The 20,762-nt window shown below is 71.9% G+C and carries 17 protein-coding genes; 5 read left to right on the top strand and 12 right to left on the bottom strand.

Annotation, left to right across the window (positions count from 1 at the left end; genetic code table 11):
• Positions 1–30: 30 nt before the first annotated feature.
• The 5 genes from ilvN to ABD978_RS21825 all read right to left on the bottom strand — a co-directional run bounded on the left by ilvN (position 31) and on the right by ABD978_RS21825 (position 5,211).
• On the bottom strand, positions 31–555 hold the full coding sequence (ilvN, locus tag ABD978_RS21845; protein ID WP_345357370.1) for an acetolactate synthase small subunit: 525 nt from the start codon (positions 553–555) through the stop codon (positions 31–33).
• Between the two features lie 5 nt (positions 556–560).
• Positions 561–2,405, bottom strand: a complete 1,845-nt coding sequence (locus ABD978_RS21840) for an acetolactate synthase large subunit (RefSeq protein ID WP_345357367.1) — start codon at positions 2,403–2,405, stop codon at positions 561–563.
• A 259-nt stretch (positions 2,406–2,664) separates the two neighbouring features.
• Positions 2,665–3,216: a cysteine hydrolase family protein gene (locus ABD978_RS21835; protein ID WP_345357364.1), complete on the bottom strand. Its 552-nt coding sequence runs from the start codon at positions 3,214–3,216 to the stop codon at positions 2,665–2,667.
• Positions 3,217–3,244: 28 nt separating this feature from the next.
• On the bottom strand, positions 3,245–4,609 hold the full coding sequence (locus tag ABD978_RS21830; protein WP_345357361.1) for an MFS transporter: 1,365 nt from the start codon (positions 4,607–4,609) through the stop codon (positions 3,245–3,247).
• A gap of 152 nt (positions 4,610–4,761) precedes the next feature.
• Positions 4,762–5,211, bottom strand: a complete 450-nt coding sequence (locus ABD978_RS21825; protein ID WP_345357358.1) for a MarR family winged helix-turn-helix transcriptional regulator — start codon at positions 5,209–5,211, stop codon at positions 4,762–4,764.
• Between the two features lie 165 nt (positions 5,212–5,376).
• Between ABD978_RS21825 and ABD978_RS21820 the strand changes: the two genes are divergently transcribed.
• Entirely contained in the window at positions 5,377–6,126 is a 750-nt protein-coding gene (locus tag ABD978_RS21820) for a glucose 1-dehydrogenase (RefSeq protein WP_345357355.1), read from the top strand.
• A 136-nt stretch (positions 6,127–6,262) separates the two neighbouring features.
• Positions 6,263–6,727, top strand: coding sequence for a MarR family winged helix-turn-helix transcriptional regulator (locus tag ABD978_RS21815; RefSeq protein ID WP_345357352.1), 465 nt, complete (start codon positions 6,263–6,265; stop codon positions 6,725–6,727).
• Positions 6,728–6,743: 16 nt separating this feature from the next.
• Here ABD978_RS21815 and ABD978_RS21810 read toward each other — a convergent pair whose 3' ends face one another.
• The gene (locus ABD978_RS21810) at positions 6,744–7,670 is read right to left on the bottom strand and encodes a zinc-binding dehydrogenase (RefSeq protein WP_345357349.1); all 927 of its coding nucleotides are present in this window, start codon (positions 7,668–7,670) and stop codon (positions 6,744–6,746) included.
• A gap of 127 nt (positions 7,671–7,797) precedes the next feature.
• On the opposite strand from ABD978_RS21810, the gene ABD978_RS21805 reads away from it, so the two are divergent.
• Positions 7,798–8,703, top strand: a complete 906-nt coding sequence (locus ABD978_RS21805; RefSeq protein WP_345357346.1) for a LysR family transcriptional regulator — start codon at positions 7,798–7,800, stop codon at positions 8,701–8,703.
• Here the strand turns inward: ABD978_RS21805 and ABD978_RS21800 are convergent.
• Entirely contained in the window at positions 8,628–9,935 is a 1,308-nt protein-coding gene (locus ABD978_RS21800; RefSeq protein ID WP_345357343.1) for an MFS transporter, read from the bottom strand. The genes ABD978_RS21805 and ABD978_RS21800 overlap by 76 nt on opposite strands.
• A 118-nt stretch (positions 9,936–10,053) precedes the next feature.
• Here ABD978_RS21800 and ABD978_RS21795 point away from each other — a divergent pair, with 118 nt between their 5' ends.
• Positions 10,054–10,983, top strand: coding sequence for a LysR family transcriptional regulator (locus ABD978_RS21795; RefSeq protein ID WP_345357340.1), 930 nt, complete (start codon positions 10,054–10,056; stop codon positions 10,981–10,983).
• A gap of 6 nt (positions 10,984–10,989) precedes the next feature.
• Here the strand turns inward: ABD978_RS21795 and ABD978_RS21790 are convergent, their stop codons facing one another.
• Complete coding sequence (locus ABD978_RS21790; RefSeq protein WP_345357337.1) at positions 10,990–12,891, bottom strand: N-acetylmuramoyl-L-alanine amidase; 1,902 nt, start codon at positions 12,889–12,891, stop codon at positions 10,990–10,992.
• 115 nt (positions 12,892–13,006) lie between these two features.
• Entirely contained in the window at positions 13,007–13,495 is a 489-nt protein-coding gene (locus ABD978_RS21785) for a MarR family winged helix-turn-helix transcriptional regulator (RefSeq protein WP_345357334.1), read from the bottom strand.
• A 114-nt stretch (positions 13,496–13,609) separates the two neighbouring features.
• On the opposite strand from ABD978_RS21785, the gene ABD978_RS21780 reads away from it, so the two are divergent.
• Complete coding sequence (locus ABD978_RS21780; RefSeq protein ID WP_345357331.1) at positions 13,610–15,175, top strand: FAD-dependent monooxygenase; 1,566 nt, start codon at positions 13,610–13,612, stop codon at positions 15,173–15,175.
• An 87-nt stretch (positions 15,176–15,262) separates the two neighbouring features.
• Here the strand turns inward: ABD978_RS21780 and ABD978_RS21775 are convergent, their stop codons facing one another.
• The 3 genes from ABD978_RS21775 to ABD978_RS21765 form a co-directional block, all read right to left on the bottom strand.
• Positions 15,263–17,971 carry a putative bifunctional diguanylate cyclase/phosphodiesterase gene (locus ABD978_RS21775; protein WP_345357328.1) on the bottom strand — a complete coding sequence of 903 codons (2,709 nt, stop codon included), beginning with the start codon at positions 17,969–17,971 and terminating at the stop codon, positions 15,263–15,265.
• A 444-nt stretch (positions 17,972–18,415) separates the two neighbouring features.
• On the bottom strand, positions 18,416–19,324 hold the full coding sequence (locus ABD978_RS21770; protein ID WP_345357325.1) for a 2-hydroxyacid dehydrogenase: 909 nt from the start codon (positions 19,322–19,324) through the stop codon (positions 18,416–18,418).
• A gap of 85 nt (positions 19,325–19,409) precedes the next feature.
• Positions 19,410–20,600: an ROK family transcriptional regulator gene (locus ABD978_RS21765; protein WP_345357323.1), complete on the bottom strand. Its 1,191-nt coding sequence runs from the start codon at positions 20,598–20,600 to the stop codon at positions 19,410–19,412.
• Positions 20,601–20,762 lie beyond the last annotated feature (162 nt).

The raw sequence follows: 20,762 nt of genomic DNA, 5'->3' as shown, positions 1-20,762 counted from the left end.
CTCAGCCACTTGCCTTTGCCTCTCTGAAATTCACGCGCTGCGCTCGATGGCGCGCAACGAGCGGTCGGTGATGGAGCGGGCGCCACGGCCGATGGCCACCATGCCCGACTGCACCAGTTCCTTGATACCGAAGGGCTCCAGGACCCTGATCAGGGCCTCCAGTTTGTCCCTGCTTCCCGTGGCCTCGACCGTGACCGCGTCCGTGGCCACGTCGACGACCTTCGCGCGGAAGAGCTGGACGGTCTCCAGGACCTGCGAGCGGGTCTCGGCGTCGGCGCGGACCTTTATCAGCACCAGCTCGCGCTGCACCGAGGCCGAGGAGTCCAGCTCGACGATCTTGATGACGTTGACCAGCTTGTTCAGCTGCTTGGTGACCTGCTCCAGTGGGAGCTCCTCGACGTTGACGACGATCGTCATCCGGGAGATGTCCGGATGCTCGGTCGTGCCGACGGCGAGGGAGTCGATGTTGAATCCACGCCGGGAGAACAGCGCGGCGACCCTGGCGAGGATGCCGGGCTTGTTCTCGACCAGCACCGAAAGCGTGTGCCTGCTCATCTCAGTCAGTCACCGTTCTCCCAGTCGGGCGCCATGTCCCGGGCGATCTTGATCTCGTCGTTGCCGGTGCCGGCCGCCACCATCGGCCAGACCATCGCGTCCTGGTGGACCACGAAGTCGATGACGACCGGGACGTCGTTGATCTCCATGGCCTTGGCGATCGTGGCGTCCACGTCGGCGGGGTTGTCGCAGCGCAGCCCGACGCAGCCGTACGCCTCCGCGAGCTTGACGAAGTCGGGGATCCGGCGGGACTGCAGGTCGGTGTTGGAGTAGCGCCCGTCGTAGAACAGGGTCTGCCACTGCCGGACCATGCCGAGGTTGCCGTTGTTGATGATCGCCACCTTGATCGGGATGCCCTCGATGGCGCAGGTGGCCAGCTCCTGGTTGGTCATCTGGAAGCAGCCGTCGCCGTCGATGGCCCAGACCGGCGTCTCGGGCCGGCCCTGCTTGGCGCCCATCGCGGCCGGCACGGCGAAGCCCATCGTGCCGAGGCCGCCGGAGTTGATGAACGACCCCGGGTTCTCGTAGCCGATGAACTGCGCGGTCCACATCTGGTGCTGGCCGACCCCGGCGATGTACAGCGCGTCCGGGCCGACGACCTTGCCGATGCGCTCGATGGCGTACTGCGGGGCGAGGCTGCCGTCCTCCGGCTGGTCGTAGCCCAGCGGATAGGTGTCGCGCCAGGCGTTGAGCTGGCGCCACCAGTCCTCGTAATCGCCCTTGCGGCCCGCGGCGTGCTCGGCGCGCACGGCGTTGACCAGGTCGGTGAGGACGTCACGGGCGTCCCCGACGATCGGCACGTCGGCGTGGCGGTTCTTGGAGATCTCGGCCGGGTCGATGTCGGCGTGCACGATCTTCGCGCCGGTGGCGAAGCTGTCCAGGTTGCCGGTGACCCGGTCGTCGAACCGCGCGCCCAGCGCGATCAGCAGGTCCGAGCGCTGCAGGGCGCCCACCGCGCCGACGCTGCCGTGCATGCCGGGCATGCCCATGTGCAGCGGGTGGCTGTCGGGCAGCGCGCCCTTGGCCATCAGTGTGGTCACCACCGGCGCGCCGGTCAGCTCGGCGAGGGCGCGCAGCTCCGCGGCGGCCCGCGCCTTCAGGACCCCGCCGCCGACGTACAGCACGGGTCGCTTCGCCTCGATCAGCAGGCGGGCGGCCTCCCGCACCTGCTTGGCGTGCGGCCGCGTCACCGGCCGGTAGCCGGGCAGCTGCATCGGCTGCGGCCAGACGAAGTCGACCTCGTTCTGCAGCGCGTCCTTGGAGATGTCGACGAGGACGGGACCCGGGCGGCCGGTCGAGGCGATGTGGAAGGCCTCGGCGATCGTCCGGCCGATCTCGGCCGGGTCGGTGACGAGGAAGTTGTGCTTGGTGATCGGCATCGTGATGCCGGAGATGTCCGCCTCCTGGAAGGCGTCCGTGCCGATCGCGCCGCTCGCGACCTGGCCGGTGATCGCGACGATCGGCACCGAGTCCATGTACGCGTCGGCGATCGGCGTCACGAGGTTCGTCGCCCCGGGACCGCTGGTCGCCATGCACACGCCCACCTTGCCGGTCGCCTGCGCGTACCCCTGAGCGGCGTGCCCGGCGCCCTGCTCGTGCCGTACAAGGATGTGGCGGATCTTCTGCGAGTCGAAGAGGGGGTCGTACGCGGGGAGGATGGCCCCGCCGGGGATCCCGAAGACGGTGTCGACGCCGACCTCCTCCAGGGCTCTGATGAGCGCCTGGGATCCGGTCATCCGTTCGGTCATCTGCTTCATCCTTGGTGGTCTTGAGCGCTGGGCTCTGCCCCTGGCGTGCCGTGCGGACGGTGCCGTCCGGGACGCGGTGCGCGGGGCCGGGGTTATGGCCAACAAAAAACCCCTCGCGCCGGATGGCGGTCGAGGGGAGCGCGCAAGCGATCTACTCGGTCAGCTTGCGCGCCGACCAAGTACGAGAATCAGGTTGCGGTTCATGGTGTCAACCATGGTGGGTTTCCCGGCCCGCGTCAAATCCCTGGACGGTATGTCTCAGTATACGAGATGAATGCGGTGGTTCGCCCACCGTGACCGCGCCCGCCGGAACCCGGCCGTCGGACGCGCCATCGACGCGTCCGACGGCCGGGACCGCGGTTCACGCCAGGGCCGACGCCCACTCGTCCACGGTGACCACGTCCGCCTGCCGGGGGAACACCTTCTCGGTGAGGACCCGGTGGACCTCGGGGTCCGGGTCGACGCAGCCGTCCGCCAGGACCGTGAGCCGGTAGTCGAGGTCGGCGGCCTGGCGGAGGGTGGACAGGACGACGCCGCTGGTGGCGATCCCGGTGAGGATCAGGTGGTCGATCCCGCGGGCGCGCAGGACGAGCTCGAGGTCGCTGCCGGCGAAGGCGCTGACCCGCCTCTTGGTGATCACGACCTCCTCCGGTCGCGGCTCGACGTCGGGGTGGATGGCCGCGCCGGGGTCCTCCGCGGTGAAGGCTCCCGGCGGCAGGGCCCCGAACGCCTTGTTGCGGTCGGTCGTCTCCGGGTGTCCGGAGCGGAAGCCGATGACGACGTGCATGACGGGGACGCCGGCGGTACGGGCCGCGTCGAGCGCGCGGGTGAGGCGCGGCAGGTAGTCGGCGTCCGGCACGCGGCTCACGATGCCGTGCTGGACGTCCATCACGAGCAGGGCGGCGTTCTTCATGGTGTCTTTTCCGTTTCCAGTTCCGAGATCAGGTCTGGCTGACGCCGGACCGAGGTGAGAGGTCGTCCTTGTCGGTACCGGCCCTGCGCAGCGAGCGGTCGAGCACGGTGATCAGGAGGAACACGCCCCCGACCGCGAGCATGAACCAGGCCAGATGGTGCAGCCCGCCCGTGTCGGCGCGGCGGGAGAAGAAGGCGCCGGAGGCGGCGGAGGAGACCATCGCGCCGAGGTACATGAAGGTGCGCAGCAGCCCGGCGGACGAGCCGATCCGCGCCGGGTCGGCCTGGTAGTACACCGAGTTCTGCAGGGCGAGGCTGTTCAGCCCCTGCGGGACGCCGCAGACGATCGCGACGGCGACGAGCAGCCACACCGCGCTGCCCCGGTGGAGCGGCAGGAGCAGGGCGCAGGCGGCGACCTGGCCGGCCGCGCCCACGAGGAGCTTGCCGCGGATCTCCTTGTGGCGTCCGGTCAGGGAGGAGACGACGATGCCGGTCAGGAACATCGGCAACAGCGCGAGCCCGGCCTGCGAGGCGGACAGCCCGCGTCCGTCCTCCAGCCACTGCGTGTAGCCGTACAGGAAGGAGTACGACACGACGTAGGCGAGGAGCGCGCGGAGGTAGGTCAGCAGCAGGGGAACGTTACCCCCCAGCACCCCGAGATCGATGAACGGCTCGGCCGCGCGCGACTCCCGGAACGCGAACCCGGCCGCCGCCGCGACGGCGAGCGCCGGGAGGTACCAGTGACCGGCTTTCGGGCTCATCAGGAACAGCAGCAGCGCGACGAGCGTCGCGGCGAACAGGACCATGCCCGACAGGTCCAGCCTCGCCATCGGCCGCCCTTGCCCGGTCCGCTCGGGCAGGGGTGTCCTCGGCAGGCGCCACATGCCCATGATCAGACCGGCCGCCGCGAGCGGGATGTTGACGGCGAGGGTCGCCCGCCAGCCGCCCACCGCGATCAGCAGCCCGCCCAGGGTGGGGCCGACGACGGCGATGGTCTGGGTGCTGACCGCGATCACGGTCAGTACGCCGGCGGGGCTTCCCCTGCCGGTGCGTTCGGCCTCGCTGCGGATGAGGTACATCGCGGCGGGGTAGCCCGCGCAGGTCCCGAACCCGAGCAGCACCCGCGCGACCACGAGCACGCCCAGGTTCGGGGCGAGGACGCCGACCAGTCCGGCGACCCCGACCAGGGTGGTGCCGGCGAGGAACAGCCGGCGCGGCCCGTACAGGTCGATCAGCCGCCCGACCACGGGCTGCCCGATCGAGGTGGCGAGATAGAGCGCGGAGACCAGCCAGGCCGTCTGGGACGGCGGCGCCCCGAACGCGGCGCCGATCGGCACCAGCGCGACCGAGACGATCGAGGAGTTGACCGGGTTGAGGATCGACCCGAGGATCATCGGGGCGAGCAGCCTGCGGTCGAACGCGTCGCGCGGGCCGCTCCCGCCACCGGCGCTCCCCGAGCGGTCGACTTCCGTATCGCTCGGGGATCCTCCTTCGTCGGAGGGGCGACCCGTGAGGGCTGTGCCTTCGATTCCCTCGCTTCGCTCGGTCATTGGCGCGTGAGCCGGTCCAGCAGGGCCAGCGCCTCGATCACGGTCTGCCGTTCGTCCTCGGTGTAGTGGTCCTGGAGGGAACGGGCCAGCCACTCCTCGCCCGCGCGCCGCTTGTCCTCCAGGTACACCTGGCCGGCCTCGCTCACCGAGAGCAACTGCCGGCGGCCGTCGCCCGGGTCCGGCCGGCGCTGGACCAGGCCGCGCTCCACCAGCACCGCCAGCGTGGCGGCCATCGACTGCGGCCGGACGCGCTCGGCGGCGGCCAGGTCGCTCGTCGACGCCGGCCCTTCTTTGCTGATCCTGCTCAGCACGGACGTCTGGGACGGAGTGAGCCCCTCCGTGTCGTAGGTCTCCCTGAACCGGCGGCGCAGGCGGCCGACCACCACGCGGACCTCGCGCGCCGCGCGGACGGCCGATTCGGAGACGACCGAATCGATCTCTGTCATGCCGACCACGTTAGAACCTTCAGTCCAAACTGTCCAGTTTGAACTGAACAGTGCGAACTGCCCGTTCACCGCGCGATGAGTTAGTTGACACGTCACCTATTCGCGCGTACGTTAATTGAAAGTTGAACGACCCGCACCGGGTCGACTTCGGAACAGGAGAGAACCATGGGGCAGCTCGACGGAAAGACCGTCGTCGTCACGGGCGGCACCAGCGGCATCGGACTGGCCGCGGCCCGCCGGTTCGCGCAGGAGGGCGCCCGCGTCATCATCACCGGGCGCCGCAAGGAGGCCCTGGACGAGGCCGCCGCCGCCATCGGCGGGCCGGTGACCACGGTCCAGGCCGACAGCGCCGACCTGGCGGACCTGGACCGCCTCTACGCGACCATCGCCGACCAGGGACTGCGCATCGACGTCCTGTTCGCCAACGCCGGCGGCGGTGAGTTCGCGACGCTCGAACAGGTCACCGAGGAGCACTTCGACGCGACGTTCGACACGAACGTCAAGGGTGTGCTGTTCACCGTCCAGAAGGCGCTGCCGCTGCTGAACGACGGCGCGTCGGTGATCCTGACCGGCTCCATCGCGGCGACGGCGGGCAGCGAGGCGTTCGGCGTCTACGGCGCTTCCAAGGCGGCGGTGCGGTCCTTCGCCCGCACCTGGGCCAACGAGCTCAAGAGCCGCGGCATCCGCGTCAACACCATCGCCCCGGGCCCGATCCAGACTCCCGGCATCGACGGGCTCGCCCCCGACGATGAGCAGGCCGCGCAGCTTCGGGGCTACCTGGCGAGCACCGTGCCCCTGGGGCGCATGGGCCGGCCGGAGGAGGTCGCCTCCGTCGCCGTCTTCCTCGCCTCGTCCGAGAGCAGCTTCGTCACCGGCACCGAGCTCTACGTCGACGGCGGCGCCGCCCAGGTCTGACCGCGGCGGCCGGGCCGGCCGACATCCGGCCCGCCCGGCCCGCGCCGCGGCCCGCATGACGCTCGCGGGGCCCGGTGATGGACGCCTACCCCGGAAGCAGTGCGTGACACGTCAACTTCCCCGTACGGTGGGCTCCATGAGTGCAGAAACCCGCTGGCTGACGATGACCGAGGAACGAGCGTGGCGCGGCCTGTTGCGGATGCACGATCTGCTGGTCAACCGGGCCGGCCGGTCGATGCAGGAGGGATTCGGGCTGTCCGCCACCGACTACACGGTTCTGGCCGAGCTGACCCGGGCGCCCGACGGCCGGCTGCGCATCCAGGAGCTCGCTCAGCTCCTGGGATGGGAGAAGAGCAGAGTGTCGCACCACCTCGCCCGCATGGTGAAGCGCGGTCTGGTCACCCGCGAGGAATGCGCGGACGACCGGCGTGGGGCGTTCGTGGTCGTCACCCCCGCGGGCCGATCGGCGATCACCGCCGCCGCACCGCGTCACGTGGAGGACGTCCGGCGTTACTTCCTGGACCATCTCACGCCCGGCCAGGTCACCCTGCTCGCGGAGATCGCCGACCTGGTCATCGAGAAGAACGACGAGGATCACTGACGACCCGTCGACGCGGCTACGCGGGTCCGATGTCGAGCACGGCCTTGCCCCGGACGCGACGGGCGAGGAGCGCCTCGGCGGCCTCCCGAGCGCGGTCCCAGGAGCCGCGCCAGCCGATCTGCGGGTCGAGCGCACCCTGGGCGAGGAGATCGACCAGGTAGGCGAGGTCGGGGCCGAACGCCTCCCGGCCGACGTTGAAGGGCTCCAGCCGCTTCCGCCCGCCGGCCAGACGCTCCTGTTCGAAGTCGATGGTCGTCGGCTCGCGGGAGGCCATGCCGATGCTCTGCGCGCATCCGCCGGGCTCTACCAGGCCGAACGCCTCGGCGAGGAGCGCGCCGCCCACGTTCTCCAGCACCCCGAAGACCGGCGCGGTGACGTCCCGCAGGTCGGTCACGACCTCATCGGCGCCGAGCTCGCGCAGTCCCGCGGCGCGGTCGGGTCCGCCCACGGCCGCGATGACGTACGCGCCGGCGCGGGCGGCGAGCTGGACGGCGAACCGGCCGACGCCGCCCGACGCCCCGGTGACGAGCACCCGGCGGCCGACCACCGGGCCGATCGCCCGCAGCGCCCGCAGCGCGGTGACGCCCGCGGCCGGGAGCGCGCTCGCGGCCCCGAGGTCGACGGCGTCGGGGACGACGGCGAGGTCCGCCGTGTCGGCGGCGCGCAGCTCGGCCCAGGCGCCCGCATCCCAGCCGAAGCTCGCGACACGGGTGCCGGACGGCGGGCCGGAGCCGTCGGCCGCCGCCTCGGCCACCACCCCGGCGGCGTCCATTCCCGGAACGCTCCCCGGCCGGCCCCGGTCGGCCAGGAACCCGACGTCCACGAAGTTGAGCGAGGCGGCGCGGACCTCGATCAGCGCCTGATCCCGGCGCGGGACGGGGTCCGGGACGGTCCTCAGGCTCAGGCCGGCCGGCGCCTCGGGATCATGAACAACGGCTCGCATGTCACTCCTGCTCGAACAGGGGGCGGTGCCCCCGGTGTCGCCACGCGGCCCAACGGCCGCGCCCTCGCCTCCAGGGTTCCGGAGGATCCCCCCGGCCGTCCAAGACCTGCTGTCATAACCTCTGGCTATGGATGTCCACCTGCGGGATCTGCGGTACTTCGTCGCCGTCGCGGAGGAGCTCAGCTTCACCCGGGCCGCGACCGAGCGGCTCTTCATCTCCCAGCCGGCGCTGAGCAAGCAGATCCACCGCCTGGAGCTGGAGCTCAGGACTCCGCTCTTCGTACGGGACCGGCGGTCGGTCGCGCTGACCCCGGCGGGCAGCGCCCTGCTGCCCCATGCCCGGCGGCTCATCGAGGAGTGGGAGCAGGCCCGGAACACGGTGGCCGACGCCGCGTCCGCGCAGGAGGCCGTCCTGACGGTGGGCTTCCAGACGAGCATCGGCCGCGGGCTGATCCCCGCCGTGCGGGCGACGATGGCCCGCCTCCTGCCCGGGTGGCGCCTGCGGTTCCGCCAGGTCGCCTGGTCCGACCCCACGGCCGGACTGGCGAACGGCGGCGTCGACGTCGCCGTCGCGTGGCTGCCGGTGCCCGAGGACGCCTTCGCCTGGAAGGTGATCACCCGGGAGGACCGGTGGGTCGCGCTGCCGCCCGGTCACCGGCTGGCGGCGCTGCGGGTCGTGCCGTTCGCGGACCTCGTCGACGAGCCGTTCATCGCCCTCCCGCCCGAGGCCGGGGCGCTGCGCGGGTTCTGGCTAGCCGAGGACCACCGCGCGACGCCGCCCCGGGTCACCGCGGCCGTGGAGACCGCCGACGAGACGTTCGAGGCGGTCGCGTCCGGTCTCGGCGTCGTGCTGCTCGCGGCGGGCAACGCCGAGATCCACCGCCGCGACGACATCGTCTACCGGCCGGTCAGCGGCCTGTCCCCCGGCGAGCTCGCCGTCGTCTGGCGGGCCGGCGACTACCGGGAGGCCGTGCGCGTCTTCGCCGAGGCCTGCTGTCTCTGCGCCGCGCCCGCGACACCCGCCGGGTCGTGACCCTCGGCGCCCTGGACGGGAGGCTCCTCCCCCGCGCGCCACGGCAGGAGCAACGAGGTCGCGATCAGTAGGACGCCCGCCGTGGCGATGGCGGTCCGGGCGCTCGTCAGGCCGGCCAGAACGCCCCACAGGGCGGTCGCCCCCGCGGTGGCCGTACGGGAGCCGGCACGCCAGGTGGTGAGGACGCGGGCCAGCTTGTCGTCGGCGGTCCGTTCGAGACGGCGCGTGGCCATGACGGGGTTGTACACCCCCATGCACGTGATGATCCCCAGTTCCGTCGCCATCACGACGAGGAGGCCGGCCGTGCCCGGCCCGGTGAAGGAGAGTCCGACGAGCCAGACGGCCCTCGCGACGCCGAAGCCGAGCAGGATCCTCCGCTGGCCGTACCGGCGGGTCAGCGGCACGGCCAGCCTGGCGCCCAGGATGCCGCCCAGGCAGGGCACGCCGAACGCGAGCCCGTACTCCAGCGTGCTGAACCTCAGGTCGTGCAGCATGAGGTACATCAGCAGCGGGGCCGTCGCCATGATCAGCGCCCCGACGAGCGCGTTGTTGGCGAACAACAGCCGCAGTTCCCGGTCGGCGGCGATCGCCCGCCAGCCCTCCCCGATCTCGGCCAGGCGCGACCCGCTCCCCGTCCGGGCGGGAGGCGCGGGCTCGGACTTGGAGATGGTGCGGATCCCCAGCGCCGACAGCAGGTAGCTGACCGCGTCGAGGACGACCGTCACGACGGGTCCGAGCACTCCGATGAGCGCCCCGCCCGCCGGAGGACCGATGGCCGTCGAGACCCACGAGACGGTCTCGAAGCGGCGGTTGGCCTCCAGCAGGTCCCGTCTGGGCACCAGCGCCTTGAGGTTCGCGCCGGCGGCCGCGGTGAAGACGATGTCGGCCACGGCGACGACCACGGCCACGCACACCAGCTGAAGGTAGGACAGCGTTCCCGTCGCGTACGCGATCGGCACGGTGAGGAGCGCGAGGAAACGGACCAGGTCGGCCCGGATCATCAGCCGCCGTTTCGGCCGGTACTCCACCCAGGGCCCCAGTGGGACCGCGAGCGCCGCCGCGGCCGCTCCGCCGGCCGCGGCGAGGAGGGACACCTGCGCGGCGCTCGCGTGGACGACCCGGACGGCGAGGATGGGCAAGGCGTCGAACGCGAACCATGTGCCCAGCGTGCTGACCGCGAAGGCGCGCCACAGCCACGCGAAGTCCCGTCCCAGCCCCTCGCCCCGTGCCATCCCGTACTCCCCTCGCCGCAGCCCCTCGCCGACCGCCAGCGATCCAACACCCGCGGACCGCCATGCCACAAACAACCGTGCGGGCGTCGGCAGAACCGGCGGTTGTACGCTCCGTTCGGTGAACATCGAAGCGGTCCGGGCGTTCGTCCTCATCGCCGAACACGGCCGGTTCCAGGACGCGGCCGCCGAGCTTCGCGTCACCCAGCAGGCCGTGTCGAAGCGGATCGCCGCGCTGGAGCGGTTCCTCGGCGTGCCGCTGTTCACCCGGGGCGGGCACGGAGCGGAGCTCACCGTGGACGGCCGCGCCTTCCTGCCGCACGCCAAGGCGGTGCTCCTGGCGGTGCGGGGCGCCGTCGAGTCCGTCCAGCCGGACCGGCGCGCCCTCCGCGTCGACGTTCTCAGGCGGCGCCTGGTCTCCGCCGATCTCGTGCTGGACTTTCACCGGCGCCATCCCGAGGTGGAGATCGACCTCGTCGATCTCGGCGGGGCGCAGGCGGCCTTCGACGCGCTCCTCGACGGCTCGATCGACGCGGCGTTCTGCTGTGTCCGCGACGCGAGCGCCCTGCCGGCCGTGATCTCCCATCGACGCGTCCACGACGAGCCGCTGGAACTGCTGGTGGGGCCCCGGCACCCGCTCGCCATCGCCCGCGAGATCCGCCTGGTCGACCTCGCGGCGTACCGGGTGTGGGTGCCCGGCATCGTCGTGGGCACCGAGTGGGGCGACTACTACGAGGCGATGGCCGAGGACTTCCGGATCGGCATCGACGCGACGGGGCCCGACTTCGGGATGGAGCACCTGCTCGACACCATCACCGACTCGGCGACCCTGACGACCTTCATCGGCCCCCGGATGCGCATCGCGTGGCCCCAGCGGCACGAGCTGCGGCGGATTCCGATCCGCCGCCCGACGCCCATCTACCCGTGGTCGCTGGCGTGGCACTCGGTCAATCGCCACCCCGCGCTGGGAACGCTGCGCGACCACCTGCCCGAGACGGCCGCGCCCACCTCGGGGCCCGATGCGTGGCTCCCGAAGTGGGCGCGGACCTGAGGACCGTTACCCGACCGGCTTGAGGTCGACGTCGTCCGCCTTGACGAAGTAGACCCGGTGGCCGAACTGGATCTCGTAGTACTTCAGCTTGCCCCTGACGACCGTCGAGCCCGAGCGGTCGAAGTTCTTCGCGTAGTAGTACTCCCCGCGCTCGGAGCCGACGACGGCGTACGCCTGTCCCGCGGCGAAGGTGTACTGCATGGGCGTGATGGTCTGGACGGGCACGCCGGCCGGGTAGGCCTCCGGCTCCGGGTAGGCGCGGCCGTAGACCGGGACCGACGTCGCGCCCGGCTTGGCCACGGCGACCAGGCCGCGGACGCCCACGGCCGTGCGCTGCTGCGCCGGGTTGTGGAACCACGCCTTCTGGCCGAGATACCAGATCGCCGTCCAGTCGCCCTGCCGGTCCGCCACGGCGTACTTCTGGCCGGTGGCCGCGCGGGCGCTGTGGTCGTACACGCTCATCGTCGCGGTCCCGCCGGTCGTCGGGTGCTTGCCGATGTCCTTGACCAGCGGCGCGTCGTCACTGGGCGCGGTGCGCAGCATGATCGAGCCGCCGCCGTGCGGCGGGCAGAGCGCCGACGGGTTCTTGCTGTCGCAGCCGGTGTACGGCACGACGTTCTTGTCGTAGTCGGGGAGGATCATCACCTCGCCGGAGTTCTTGCCGGCGGTCGCGTGCAGCGGCCGGTGCAGCAGGTCGAAGTAGTGCGCCCAGTCCCAGTACGGGCCGGGGTCCTCGTGCATGCCCGACACGCCGCTCGGGGTGGTCCCCGGAACGTTGTCGTGACCGATGATGTGCGCCCGGTCCAGCGGGATCTGGAACCTCCGGGCGAGGTAGCGCACCAGCTCGGACGAGCTGCGGTACATCGCCTCGGTGAACCAGGTGCCGCCCTGGGCCAGGAAGCCCTCGTGCTCGATGCCGATGGACTTGGAGTTGATGTACCAGTTGCCGGCCTGCCAGCCGACGTCCTTGGCCTTGAGGTGCTGGGCCACGTGCCCGTCGGCGGACCGGACGGTGTAGTTCCAGCCCAGGTACGTCGGGTCCTGCACCATCTGGACGTCGTTGGGGTAGTAGCCCTCGGTGTCGTGGATGACGATGTAGTCGATCTTCTGGCTCTTCGGCCGGTCACCCAGGTCGTGGTTGCCGTAGTTCGTCTGGTCGTTCGGGTCCAGGAGCTGGTACGGCGCCGGGATCCACTCGCAGCCGAGGTCCTTCGGGCACTCGGTCTCGGGGTCGTTGGCGGCCTTGGCCTGGGTCCGTACGGCCGGGTCGGCGGCCAGGGCGACTCGCTGGCCGTCGTCGGTGGTCCGGGACGCGCCCGTACGGATCACGTCGTAGACCTGACCGGCGAACCAGTCGCCGCCGCCGTACCGGACCGTGGCCGCGTACCAGGCGGCCGGGTCGGCGCTGAGCGACCTGCCCAGGTCCCGCTGGTAACGCGCGAGCAGCGCGGCGCCGCCCCGGATGTTGGCGGCGGGGTCGGTGCGCAGCACGTTCGGCGAGTCCCCGGTGATCCGGGCCGCCTCCTGCAGCGTCTGGGCGGTCCGCGTGGCCCCGGCGGCCGCCGGGGCCGTGGGGTGCAGGGCCGGGCGCGCGGTGTCACCACGCGGATCTTCCTGGCCGCCTGCGAGGTGCTCGGCGCTCGGGACGAGCGTGCCGTCGACGAGGTGCATCGGCCCGAAGCCCCCGCTCGTGCTCGGCCGTCCCTGGTTCGCGTCCCAGCGGGACTCCAGGTACGACACGGCGAGCAGCAGGTTCTCGGGGACGTGGTAGGTCTGCGCCGCCTGGGCGTAGACCTGCTGACGGGTGGTGGGAGAAGGACCGGCGTGTTGCTGGGCATGGGCCTGTCCGGTTCCAAGACCGGCCAGGACCACGGTCGCCGCGACGAGGGTACGACCTCGCAGGCTCATCGGCAGCCTCCGCGCTACGGGGTGAAGTCGCCGTAACGATCTCAGAGGCTCCGCACGCAGACAAGAAGCTACGCGAACCGTGATCAGAACGAAGGATTTCTACCAGACCGCCGCCTCACCCTGCGGCGCCCCCCTTGCCGACGACGGCGTCAAGGTGGGCCGACAGGTCGTCGACCATGCGGCCGAACAGCCGGACGAGGTCCCGTTGGTCCTCGTCGGACCAGTCGGACAGGGCGTCGGCGAACCAGCCGTTCACCACCCGCAGGTAGCCGCTGATGCGCTCTCGGCCCGGTTCCGTAAGCGTAATGAGGCGGGCCCTCTGATCGTCGGGGTCGGCCAAACGCTCCACGAGCCCTTCCCGTTCGAGACCCTGCAGCTGCCTCGTGACATGCGGACCGACGACCTGCATGCGCGCCGCGATCTCCCCCACGCGCAAGGGCCGGTCGGCCATGTGGAGTACGAGCAGGATGGTCACGGCGGGCCGGTCGAGTGCCAGCCCCGCGGCCGCGGTGGCGTGCTCGAAGAGCTGTCCGCGGCTGAGCGTGGCACTGAGGCGTGTCATGCGAGGCAACAGCCCGGTCAACGCGTCGCTTTCGACCGTCATGCGCACTCTCCTTGATAGATACCTAACTTAGGTATATCTTTCTCTCATCGCCGCGAGCCCCCTCAGGGTCCCGCTTAACCATCAAAAGGATACCTAAGTTAGGCAGGGAGTGTCATGAACGAGCACAGCACCACCGAGGTTCTGATCATCGGCGCCGGGCCCACCGGCCTCACCCTGGCCTGCGACCTCGCCCGGCGGGGCACATCATTCCGCGTCATCGACGGAGCGGACCGGCCCAGCACCGCCTCCCGGGCCAAGACCATCCAGCCGCGCGCGCTCGAGGTCGCGGACGACCTGGGCGTCATCGACCGCGTCCTGGAGGAGGGAATCGTCCACGTCCCCACGCGCCACTACGACCGCGACCGTGTCGTCTCCGAGGCCGTGGAGGCCGCCGTGGGCATGACGGCGCCCGGCGTCCCGTACGCTCCGGTCTGGCTCTCCCAGCCGCGGTTCGAGGCGATCCTCCGGGACCGGCTGACCGACCTCGGCGGCACGGTGGAGTGGGGGGCCGCCGTGACCGGGCTCCGGCAGGACGACGACGGCGTGACCGTAGAGGTTCGGACGGCGGCGGGCACCGGCGAGATCCGCGCGCGATACGTCGTGGGGTGCGACGGGGGCCGCAGCACCGTGCGCCAGGAGATCGGCGTCGCGCTGGAGGGCACCTCCTACCCCGACCAGCGCTGGCACCTCGGGGACGTGCGCGTCGACGGCCTGGACCGGCACTGCCAGCACCTGTGGATGAGCCCCGAGCACGGGATCCTGTCCCTGTTCCCGTTGCCCGGCACCGACATCTGGCAGTTCCAGGCGTCGATCCCCGCCGACGAGGCCGAGCCCGCCGCACCATCGCTCGAGCTGTTCCGCCGGATCTTCGCCGAACGCGCGGGCGTCCCGGACGTCGAGCTTCAGGACGCGGACTGGCTCTCGCTCTACAAGATCAACGTCTGCCTGGCCGATCGATACCGCGTCGGCCGGGTCTTCCTCGCCGGGGACGCGGCGCACATCCACTCCCCCGCCGGTGGGCAGGGCATGAACACCGGGATCCAGGACGCCTACAACCTGGGCTGGAAGCTCGCGGCAGTCCTCGATGGCGCCGACGCCGCACTGCTGGACACCTACGAGCAGGAGCGGCGCCCCGTCGCGCAGGCCGTCCTGGGCGACAGCACCGCACGCCTGCACGCGGTGATGAGCGCCGCCGCCGACGGCGACGGCTCGACCGCCCAGCGAGGTCTCACCGGCGACTTCACCACCGGCCTCACCATCGCCTACCCGGACAGCCCGCTCTCCCACCACGCGCAGCACCGCGCCGACGGTGTACGAGCCGGCGACCGGGCGCCCGACGCGACCTGCCTGGACGCCGCGACGGGCGACCGGATCCGGCTGTTCGACCTGCTGCGCGGCCCGCACTGGACGCTGCTGTCCTTCGGCGACGCGCATCCGAAGTTCCGGAACACGGCCGCTTCGGGCGTTCCGCTGCGCACCTACCGGGTGACCACCGGCTCCACGGCGGCCCGTCCGGGCGCGGTCGTCGACGCCGACGGCCTCGCCCGCAAGATCTACGGCGTCGGCGAGGACGAACTCGTCCTGATCCGCCCGGACGGCTACGTGGCCACCCGTGTCCGGTCCGGGGAGAGCGCCGACGCCGTGCGCCGGGCCATGATGCTCCCGGCCCACCGCTCCTGACCGCCCGCGCGCTGCGGTCCGCCCGGCCCCGGAGGCCGGGCACGGCGTACAGGTCCGCCCAGATGGACGCCTCGCCGCGCGGGTCGGTCAGCCGGCGGAGAGCGCCGAGCCGTGCAGGGGGATGGACGCCTCGCCGCGCGGGTTGGTGCGCACGAGCGCCTCGACCCCCTGGGCCGCCATCGGGCGGGCGACCAGGAAGCCCTGACCGCGCGGGCAGCCCATCTCCTTGAGGAGTTCGAGCTGTTCGGGTCGCTCGATGCCCTCGGCCACGACGCTCAGCCCGAGATCACGGCCGACCCGGACGATCGTGCGGGTCAGGAGCGTCAGGGTCTCGTCCCGGCCGAGGCCGGCGACGAACGACGGGTCGATCTTGATCACGTCGACCGGCAACTGCCGGAGGAAGGCCAGCGAGGCGTAACCGGTGCCGAAGTCGTCGATGGCCAGCCGCACGCCGAGGTCGCGCAGCGCGGACAGCCGGGCGATCAGCTCGTCGCCGCCGTCGACCAGGACCTCCTCCTCGACCTCGAGGGTGAGCATCTCGGGGCACAGGCCGCTGTCGTCGAGCGCGGTCGCCACCGACTCGACGAACCGCGGCGCGGCGATCTCCCGGGGACGGAGGTTGATCGACAGCCCGATGTCCCAGCCGGACGCGCGCCAGCGGGCCACCTGGCAGCACGCCTCGCGCAGCACCCAGTTGCCGAGCGGGATCATCAGGCCCGACTCCTCGGCGGTGCCGATGAACTCCTCAGGCGGCACGAACTCCCCGTCGCGCCACCACCGCACCAGCGCCTCGACGCCCGTGACCCGCGACGTGCCGAGCTCGACGACCGGCTGGAACTCCACCGTGAACTGCTGCTCGGTGAGGGCGCGCTGCAGCTCGCCGCCGAGCTCGAGCCGGCGTACGACGTCGGCGTGCATCTTGGCGGCGAACACCTCGACCCGCCCCCCGCCGAGGTCCTTGGCCCGGGACAGCGCCACGTCGGCGTTGCGGATCAGTTCGAGGCCGCCGATGCCGTCCTCGGTGAAGGCGACGCCGACGCTGGCGGTGAGCACGATGCTGCGGTCGCCGACGCGGTACGGCTCGCTCGCCAGCGTCCGGACGATCCGCTCGCCGAGGTCGACGACGGTCTGCACCTCGGTGGCGCTCTCCACGAGCACGGCGAACTCGTCGCTCCCCCAGCGGGCCACGGTGTCGTCGGCCAGGACGCCGGCCCGCAACCGGCGGGCGGCCTGCGCCAGCACCTGGTCCCCGCCGGCGTGGCCGATCGAGTCGTTGACGGCGGTGAAACCGTCGAGGTCCACGAAGATCACCGCGACCGTGCCCTGGGAGCGGTCCACCACCTCGCGGGCGCGTTCTTCGAAGTAGGCGCGGTTCGGCAGGCCGGTGAGCCCGTCGTGGAACGTCAGATGGGTGACCTGCCGCTGCAGCGCGGCCTGCTCGCTGAAGTCCCGCACGGTGACCAGGAGCCGGTCCGCGGATCCGCCGCCCGACGAGCCGTACCGGCAGATCGTGGACTCGGTGGGCAGCCAGGTCCCGTCGGCGGCGCGGACCCGGCAGGCGAGGCGGACGACCTCGTCGCTCTTCTCGCGGAACAGCCGGCGGACCGCCGCCACCACCCTGGGCAGGTCCTCGGGGTGGATGACGTCGGTCACCGACCGGCCGAGCAGGTCCTCGGCCGTGTAGTGGTACGACGGCTGGGCCCCCGCGCTGACGTACTCGATGACGCCGTCGAGCCCGCAGATGACCACGACGTCGTTGATGCTCTCGGTGAGCGCCCGGAAGTGCTTCTCACTGGTCCGGGCGGCGTGCCGCAGCCGGTCGTTGTCGTGGACGAGCTCGCCGAGCCGGGCGAGGACGACGAGGACGGCGGAGCCGGCGATGATCGGGACGACCGGCCGAAGGCCGTGCGCGCCGGTCAGCGTGTGCCCGGCCACGAAGATCGCCGCGGCGGCGGCCGTGGCGCTCGGCGCGAGTCCGGGCCCGACCAGCCGTCGCCGGGTCGCCTCACCGTGGCCCCCGCGCAGGATCCACGGGGCCGCGCCGAGGAGGAGCAGTCCGGCCAGGTGCGCCAGGTCGGCGGTGGTGCCGTACGGTCCGCGGCCGTTGAGCCGGCCGACGACGTACAGGACGTCGGCCGCGGTGAGGATGGCCAGGGCGCCGTAGGCGACCATGGCCGAGCGGCGGTGCCCGCGCAGCGCGCCGACCGCCATCGGCAGCAGCCCGCAGACCAGCACGGCGTCCAGCAGTGGATAGCGGAGTTCGATGAGGAACTGCGCCCAGCCCTCCCCGGACATCCGGTAGAGCCGGTCGAACACCGCCACCCAGGCGACGACGAACAGCGCGCAGGCGCAGACGTACGTGTCGGCGAGGTAGCGCAGCCAGGGGCGGGCGCTGCGGGGCAGGCCTATGGGCATGACGAACCCCGCCGTCATCGTGCCCAGGGCGATCAGGAAGAACAGGTCCGCCGGGGAGACCGCCACCGCGGACCGGCTGAAGACGATCCGCGAGATCGCCTGGACCGCCGCGCCGGCGGACCAGGCCATCCCCGCCAGGCCGAACCAGCGCCAGGTGTCCCGGTCGACCTTCCCCGCGGGGGTCTGCGGCGTCCGCCGCATCGCGAACATGAGGGAGGTGGCCGCGGTCGCCGCCGCCCAGGCGCTGAGCCAGGCGCCGTCGATCCCCCGGCCGGCCAGGAAGGCGATCGCGTGGACGACGGCGAGCGCGAACACCGGGTAGAACGGCCGCGCGGCCGCCGGAATCCCCCAGCGTCGCCGCTCCGTCCGATCGCCGGTCATCACTTACTCGCTCTCTAAGTTTCTTGATCAGATTGTTCCGGAGCACAGCGCGCGCCGGGTACCGAACGCATGACTTTTCGGGCGACGGCACCAGGCCGTCTCAGGTGTGGCGTATACCTGCCTGTCGAATGCCGTGTCATCCGGTACGGGTGACGGCCCACGGGTGGGACGCCACCGGGTGGATCGCACCGAACGCGGACGCGTCGGGATCTCCGGCAGCGTCCACGCGGCGGTCACTCTGGTCAGCCTCGATACTCAATGTACGGTCCGTAGGTCACGGAGCGATTGAGGCTGGGCGTCCACCCGGCGACAACTCGCGACGTTGCGTAATCGGACACCGAGCGCTTCGGGGCGCTTTCACGCTGCGATCGCCCCCGATCGGCAAAGCCCCGGTCCGAATTCCGTTCGGAACGGCAAAACCACTGGACAGAAGCCTTTACCAGATTAGTAGGACCCAGTTATCACATTATGTAGAGGTTCGCCCCCTACGCGACGTTCCAGCTGTCGGCGCACCAAGGCGACGGCGCGCCGCCGCGAGGCCGGCGTCGAGCCCCCGACGTGCGGGGTGATGAAGACGCCCGGCGCGGACCAGAGGGGGTGACCGGCGGGCAGGGGCTCCGGGTCGGTGACGTCGAGCACGGCGCGCAGCCGCCCCCGGGACGCCTCCGCGACCAGCGCGTCGGTGTCGACCACGGGTCCGCGGGCAGCGTTCACGAGCAGGGCGCCGTCCTTCATCCGCGCGAGGAACCCCGCGTCGGCCAGACCGGTGGTCTCCGCGGTGAACGGCACGATCAGCACGACGACGTCGGCCTGAGGCAGCAGCTCCGGCAGCGCGCCCACCGGGTGGACGCCCTCTCGCGGCGTCCGGGCCACCCGGACGACCTCGGTCTCGAACGGGAGCAGACGCCGCTCGATCGCCGCGCCCACCGAGCCGTACCCGACGATCAGCACCGTGCGGTCGGCGAGCGCGTCGGTCATGTGCCAGTCCCAGCGGCCCTCCCGCTGGGCGGCCGCGAAGCGCGGGAAGTCGTGCTGCGCGGCGAGGATGGCCCCGACCGTCCACTCCGCGGTGCTCGCGTCGTGCACGCCCCGGCCGTTGCACAGCACGGCGCCGGGCGGAACGTGCGGCCGGAAGGCGTCCACGCCCGCGGTCTGAAGCTGGAGGACCTTCAGCCCGCGCATCCGGGCCAGGATCGTGCGGCTCTGCGGCGTCGGGACGAACGGCGGGACGTAGAACTCCACCTCGGCCGGATCACCGGGAAGATCGTCTCCGCCCGGGTAGACGTCGACCTCCGCTCCGGCGACGTCCGCCAGCGCCTCCGCCATCTCCTTGTCCGGGACCCAGACCTTCATCCTGCCGACCTCCTGACCGTCCAGATCGATCGTAGAGGCCGCTCCGGCGCGGCCGGATCCGGGCCGTCCCGCCGGAACCCGGCGGTCATCGCGCGAGCAGGTGCGCGGACGTGCTCTGGGTGGCGAGCGCGATGGCGCCCAGCGCCTCGGCGCGATCGCCGAGGCGGCCGGCGGTGACGGTGACCTCCTGGCCGATCGGCGGAGGCAGTTGCCGGGTGAGCATGTCGCGGACGCCCTCCAGCAGAGGCCGGCCGACCGCCGCGACCTCGCCGCCGATGACCACCCGCCGCGGTTCGAGCATGGCGCAGATGCCGACCAGGGCGCGGCCGACCATGCGTCCGGCGTCGGTGGTGACCCGCCGCGCACCGGGGTCGTCGGCCGCGAGGAGCGCCACGACGTCGGCGATGGTGGTGTCCGGTCCGCGCGTGTGCGTGAAGGCGGAGGTGAGCGCGCGCAGGCCGACCACCGTCTCGAGGCAGCCCCGGTTGCCGCATCGGCAGACGTACCCGCCGTCGAGGACGGGAATGTGCCCGAGCTCGCCGGCCGATCCGGTGGCCCCCTCATAGAGCTCGCCTCCCAGGATCAGCCCCGCGCCGACGCCGTCGGACAGCATCACGTAGATCAGGTCGTCCGCGCCCTGGCCGGCGCCGAAGGTCCATTCGGCGAGCGCGCCGAGGTTCGCGTCGTTGCCCACGTGCACGGGCAGGCCGACGCGCTCCCGGAGGCGCGCGGCGATGTCGACGCCGGTCCAGCCGGCCAGCACCGAGGAGGTCCGCAGCGTGCGCGACTGCGACTGCATCGGGGCGGAGACCGCGATCCCCATGCCGAAGACGCGGCCGGCGTCGTGCCCCACGGCCGCCACCAGGTCGAGCGCGGTGTCGGCGACATAGGCGAGCGCGTCGTCCGGCCGGTGGTCGACGTCGAGCTCCTGGTACCGCTCGCCGAGCACACCGCCGGACAGGTCGGCGAACAGCACCCGGATCCCGGCGTGGCGTAGGTGCACGCCGAGGACGCCGCCGCCCTCCGGATTGAGGGTGAGCGGGGTGGCGGGGCGGCCACCGCCGGGCGAGGCGCGGTGTTCGGCGCCGTCGGCCGTCTCGGTCAGGACGCCCTCGGCGAGCAGGTCCGCGACGAGGCTCGAGACGGTGGTGCGCGACAGGCCCGTGGCCCGGGCGATGCCGACTCTGCTGATCCGGCCGCGCCGCTGCACGGTCTCCACGACGAGCAGGCGATTCCGTGACCGCAGAGAGGTGAGTGACCCTGGAGCTTCCGGCATGCCGCCACCGTAGCGGTTCATCCGGACTCCGGATTAATAGTGGCCGTTGTCGGCCTTTTTTACTCCTTGACGCTGATAAACCGCCGTTTCTACAGTCCCGCCAAGTGTCAGCGACCAGCGCAAGGAACGGTCGTGACACAGGTGTGCGTCCTGGGAGTCCCC

The organism is Actinoallomurus liliacearum, assembly GCF_039542035.1.
Taxonomy (GTDB): domain Bacteria; phylum Actinomycetota; class Actinomycetes; order Streptosporangiales; family Streptosporangiaceae; genus Actinoallomurus; species Actinoallomurus liliacearum.
This window is presented reverse-complemented; position numbering and strand designations above follow the sequence as displayed.

What these genes read in the sequence shown, in the direction of transcription:
- ilvN (WP_345357370.1), bottom strand. Translation starts at nt 555, where the DNA reads ATGAGCAGGCACACGCTTTCGGTGCTGGTCGAGAACAAGCCCGGCATC.
- ABD978_RS21835 (WP_345357364.1), bottom strand. Translation starts at nt 3,216, where the DNA reads ATGAAGAACGCCGCCCTGCTCGTGATGGACGTCCAGCACGGCATCGTG.
- ABD978_RS21830 (WP_345357361.1), bottom strand. Translation starts at nt 4,609, where the DNA reads ATGATCCTCGGGTCGATCCTCAACCCGGTCAACTCCTCGATCGTCTCG.
- ABD978_RS21825 (WP_345357358.1), bottom strand. Translation starts at nt 5,211, where the DNA reads ATGACAGAGATCGATTCGGTCGTCTCCGAATCGGCCGTCCGCGCGGCG.
- ABD978_RS21820 (WP_345357355.1), top strand. Translation starts at nt 5,377, where the DNA reads ATGGGGCAGCTCGACGGAAAGACCGTCGTCGTCACGGGCGGCACCAGC.
- ABD978_RS21815 (WP_345357352.1), top strand. Translation starts at nt 6,263, where the DNA reads ATGAGTGCAGAAACCCGCTGGCTGACGATGACCGAGGAACGAGCGTGG.
- ABD978_RS21810 (WP_345357349.1), bottom strand. Translation starts at nt 7,670, where the DNA reads ATGCGAGCCGTTGTTCATGATCCCGAGGCGCCGGCCGGCCTGAGCCTG.
- ABD978_RS21805 (WP_345357346.1), top strand. Translation starts at nt 7,798, where the DNA reads ATGGATGTCCACCTGCGGGATCTGCGGTACTTCGTCGCCGTCGCGGAG.
- ABD978_RS21800 (WP_345357343.1), bottom strand. Translation starts at nt 9,935, where the DNA reads ATGGCACGGGGCGAGGGGCTGGGACGGGACTTCGCGTGGCTGTGGCGC.
- ABD978_RS21790 (WP_345357337.1), bottom strand. Translation starts at nt 12,891, where the DNA reads ATGAGCCTGCGAGGTCGTACCCTCGTCGCGGCGACCGTGGTCCTGGCC.
- ABD978_RS21785 (WP_345357334.1), bottom strand. Translation starts at nt 13,495, where the DNA reads ATGACGGTCGAAAGCGACGCGTTGACCGGGCTGTTGCCTCGCATGACA.
- ABD978_RS21780 (WP_345357331.1), top strand. Translation starts at nt 13,610, where the DNA reads ATGAACGAGCACAGCACCACCGAGGTTCTGATCATCGGCGCCGGGCCC.
- ABD978_RS21775 (WP_345357328.1), bottom strand. Translation starts at nt 17,971, where the DNA reads ATGACCGGCGATCGGACGGAGCGGCGACGCTGGGGGATTCCGGCGGCC.
- ABD978_RS21770 (WP_345357325.1), bottom strand. Translation starts at nt 19,324, where the DNA reads ATGAAGGTCTGGGTCCCGGACAAGGAGATGGCGGAGGCGCTGGCGGAC.
- ABD978_RS21765 (WP_345357323.1), bottom strand. Translation starts at nt 20,600, where the DNA reads ATGCCGGAAGCTCCAGGGTCACTCACCTCTCTGCGGTCACGGAATCGC.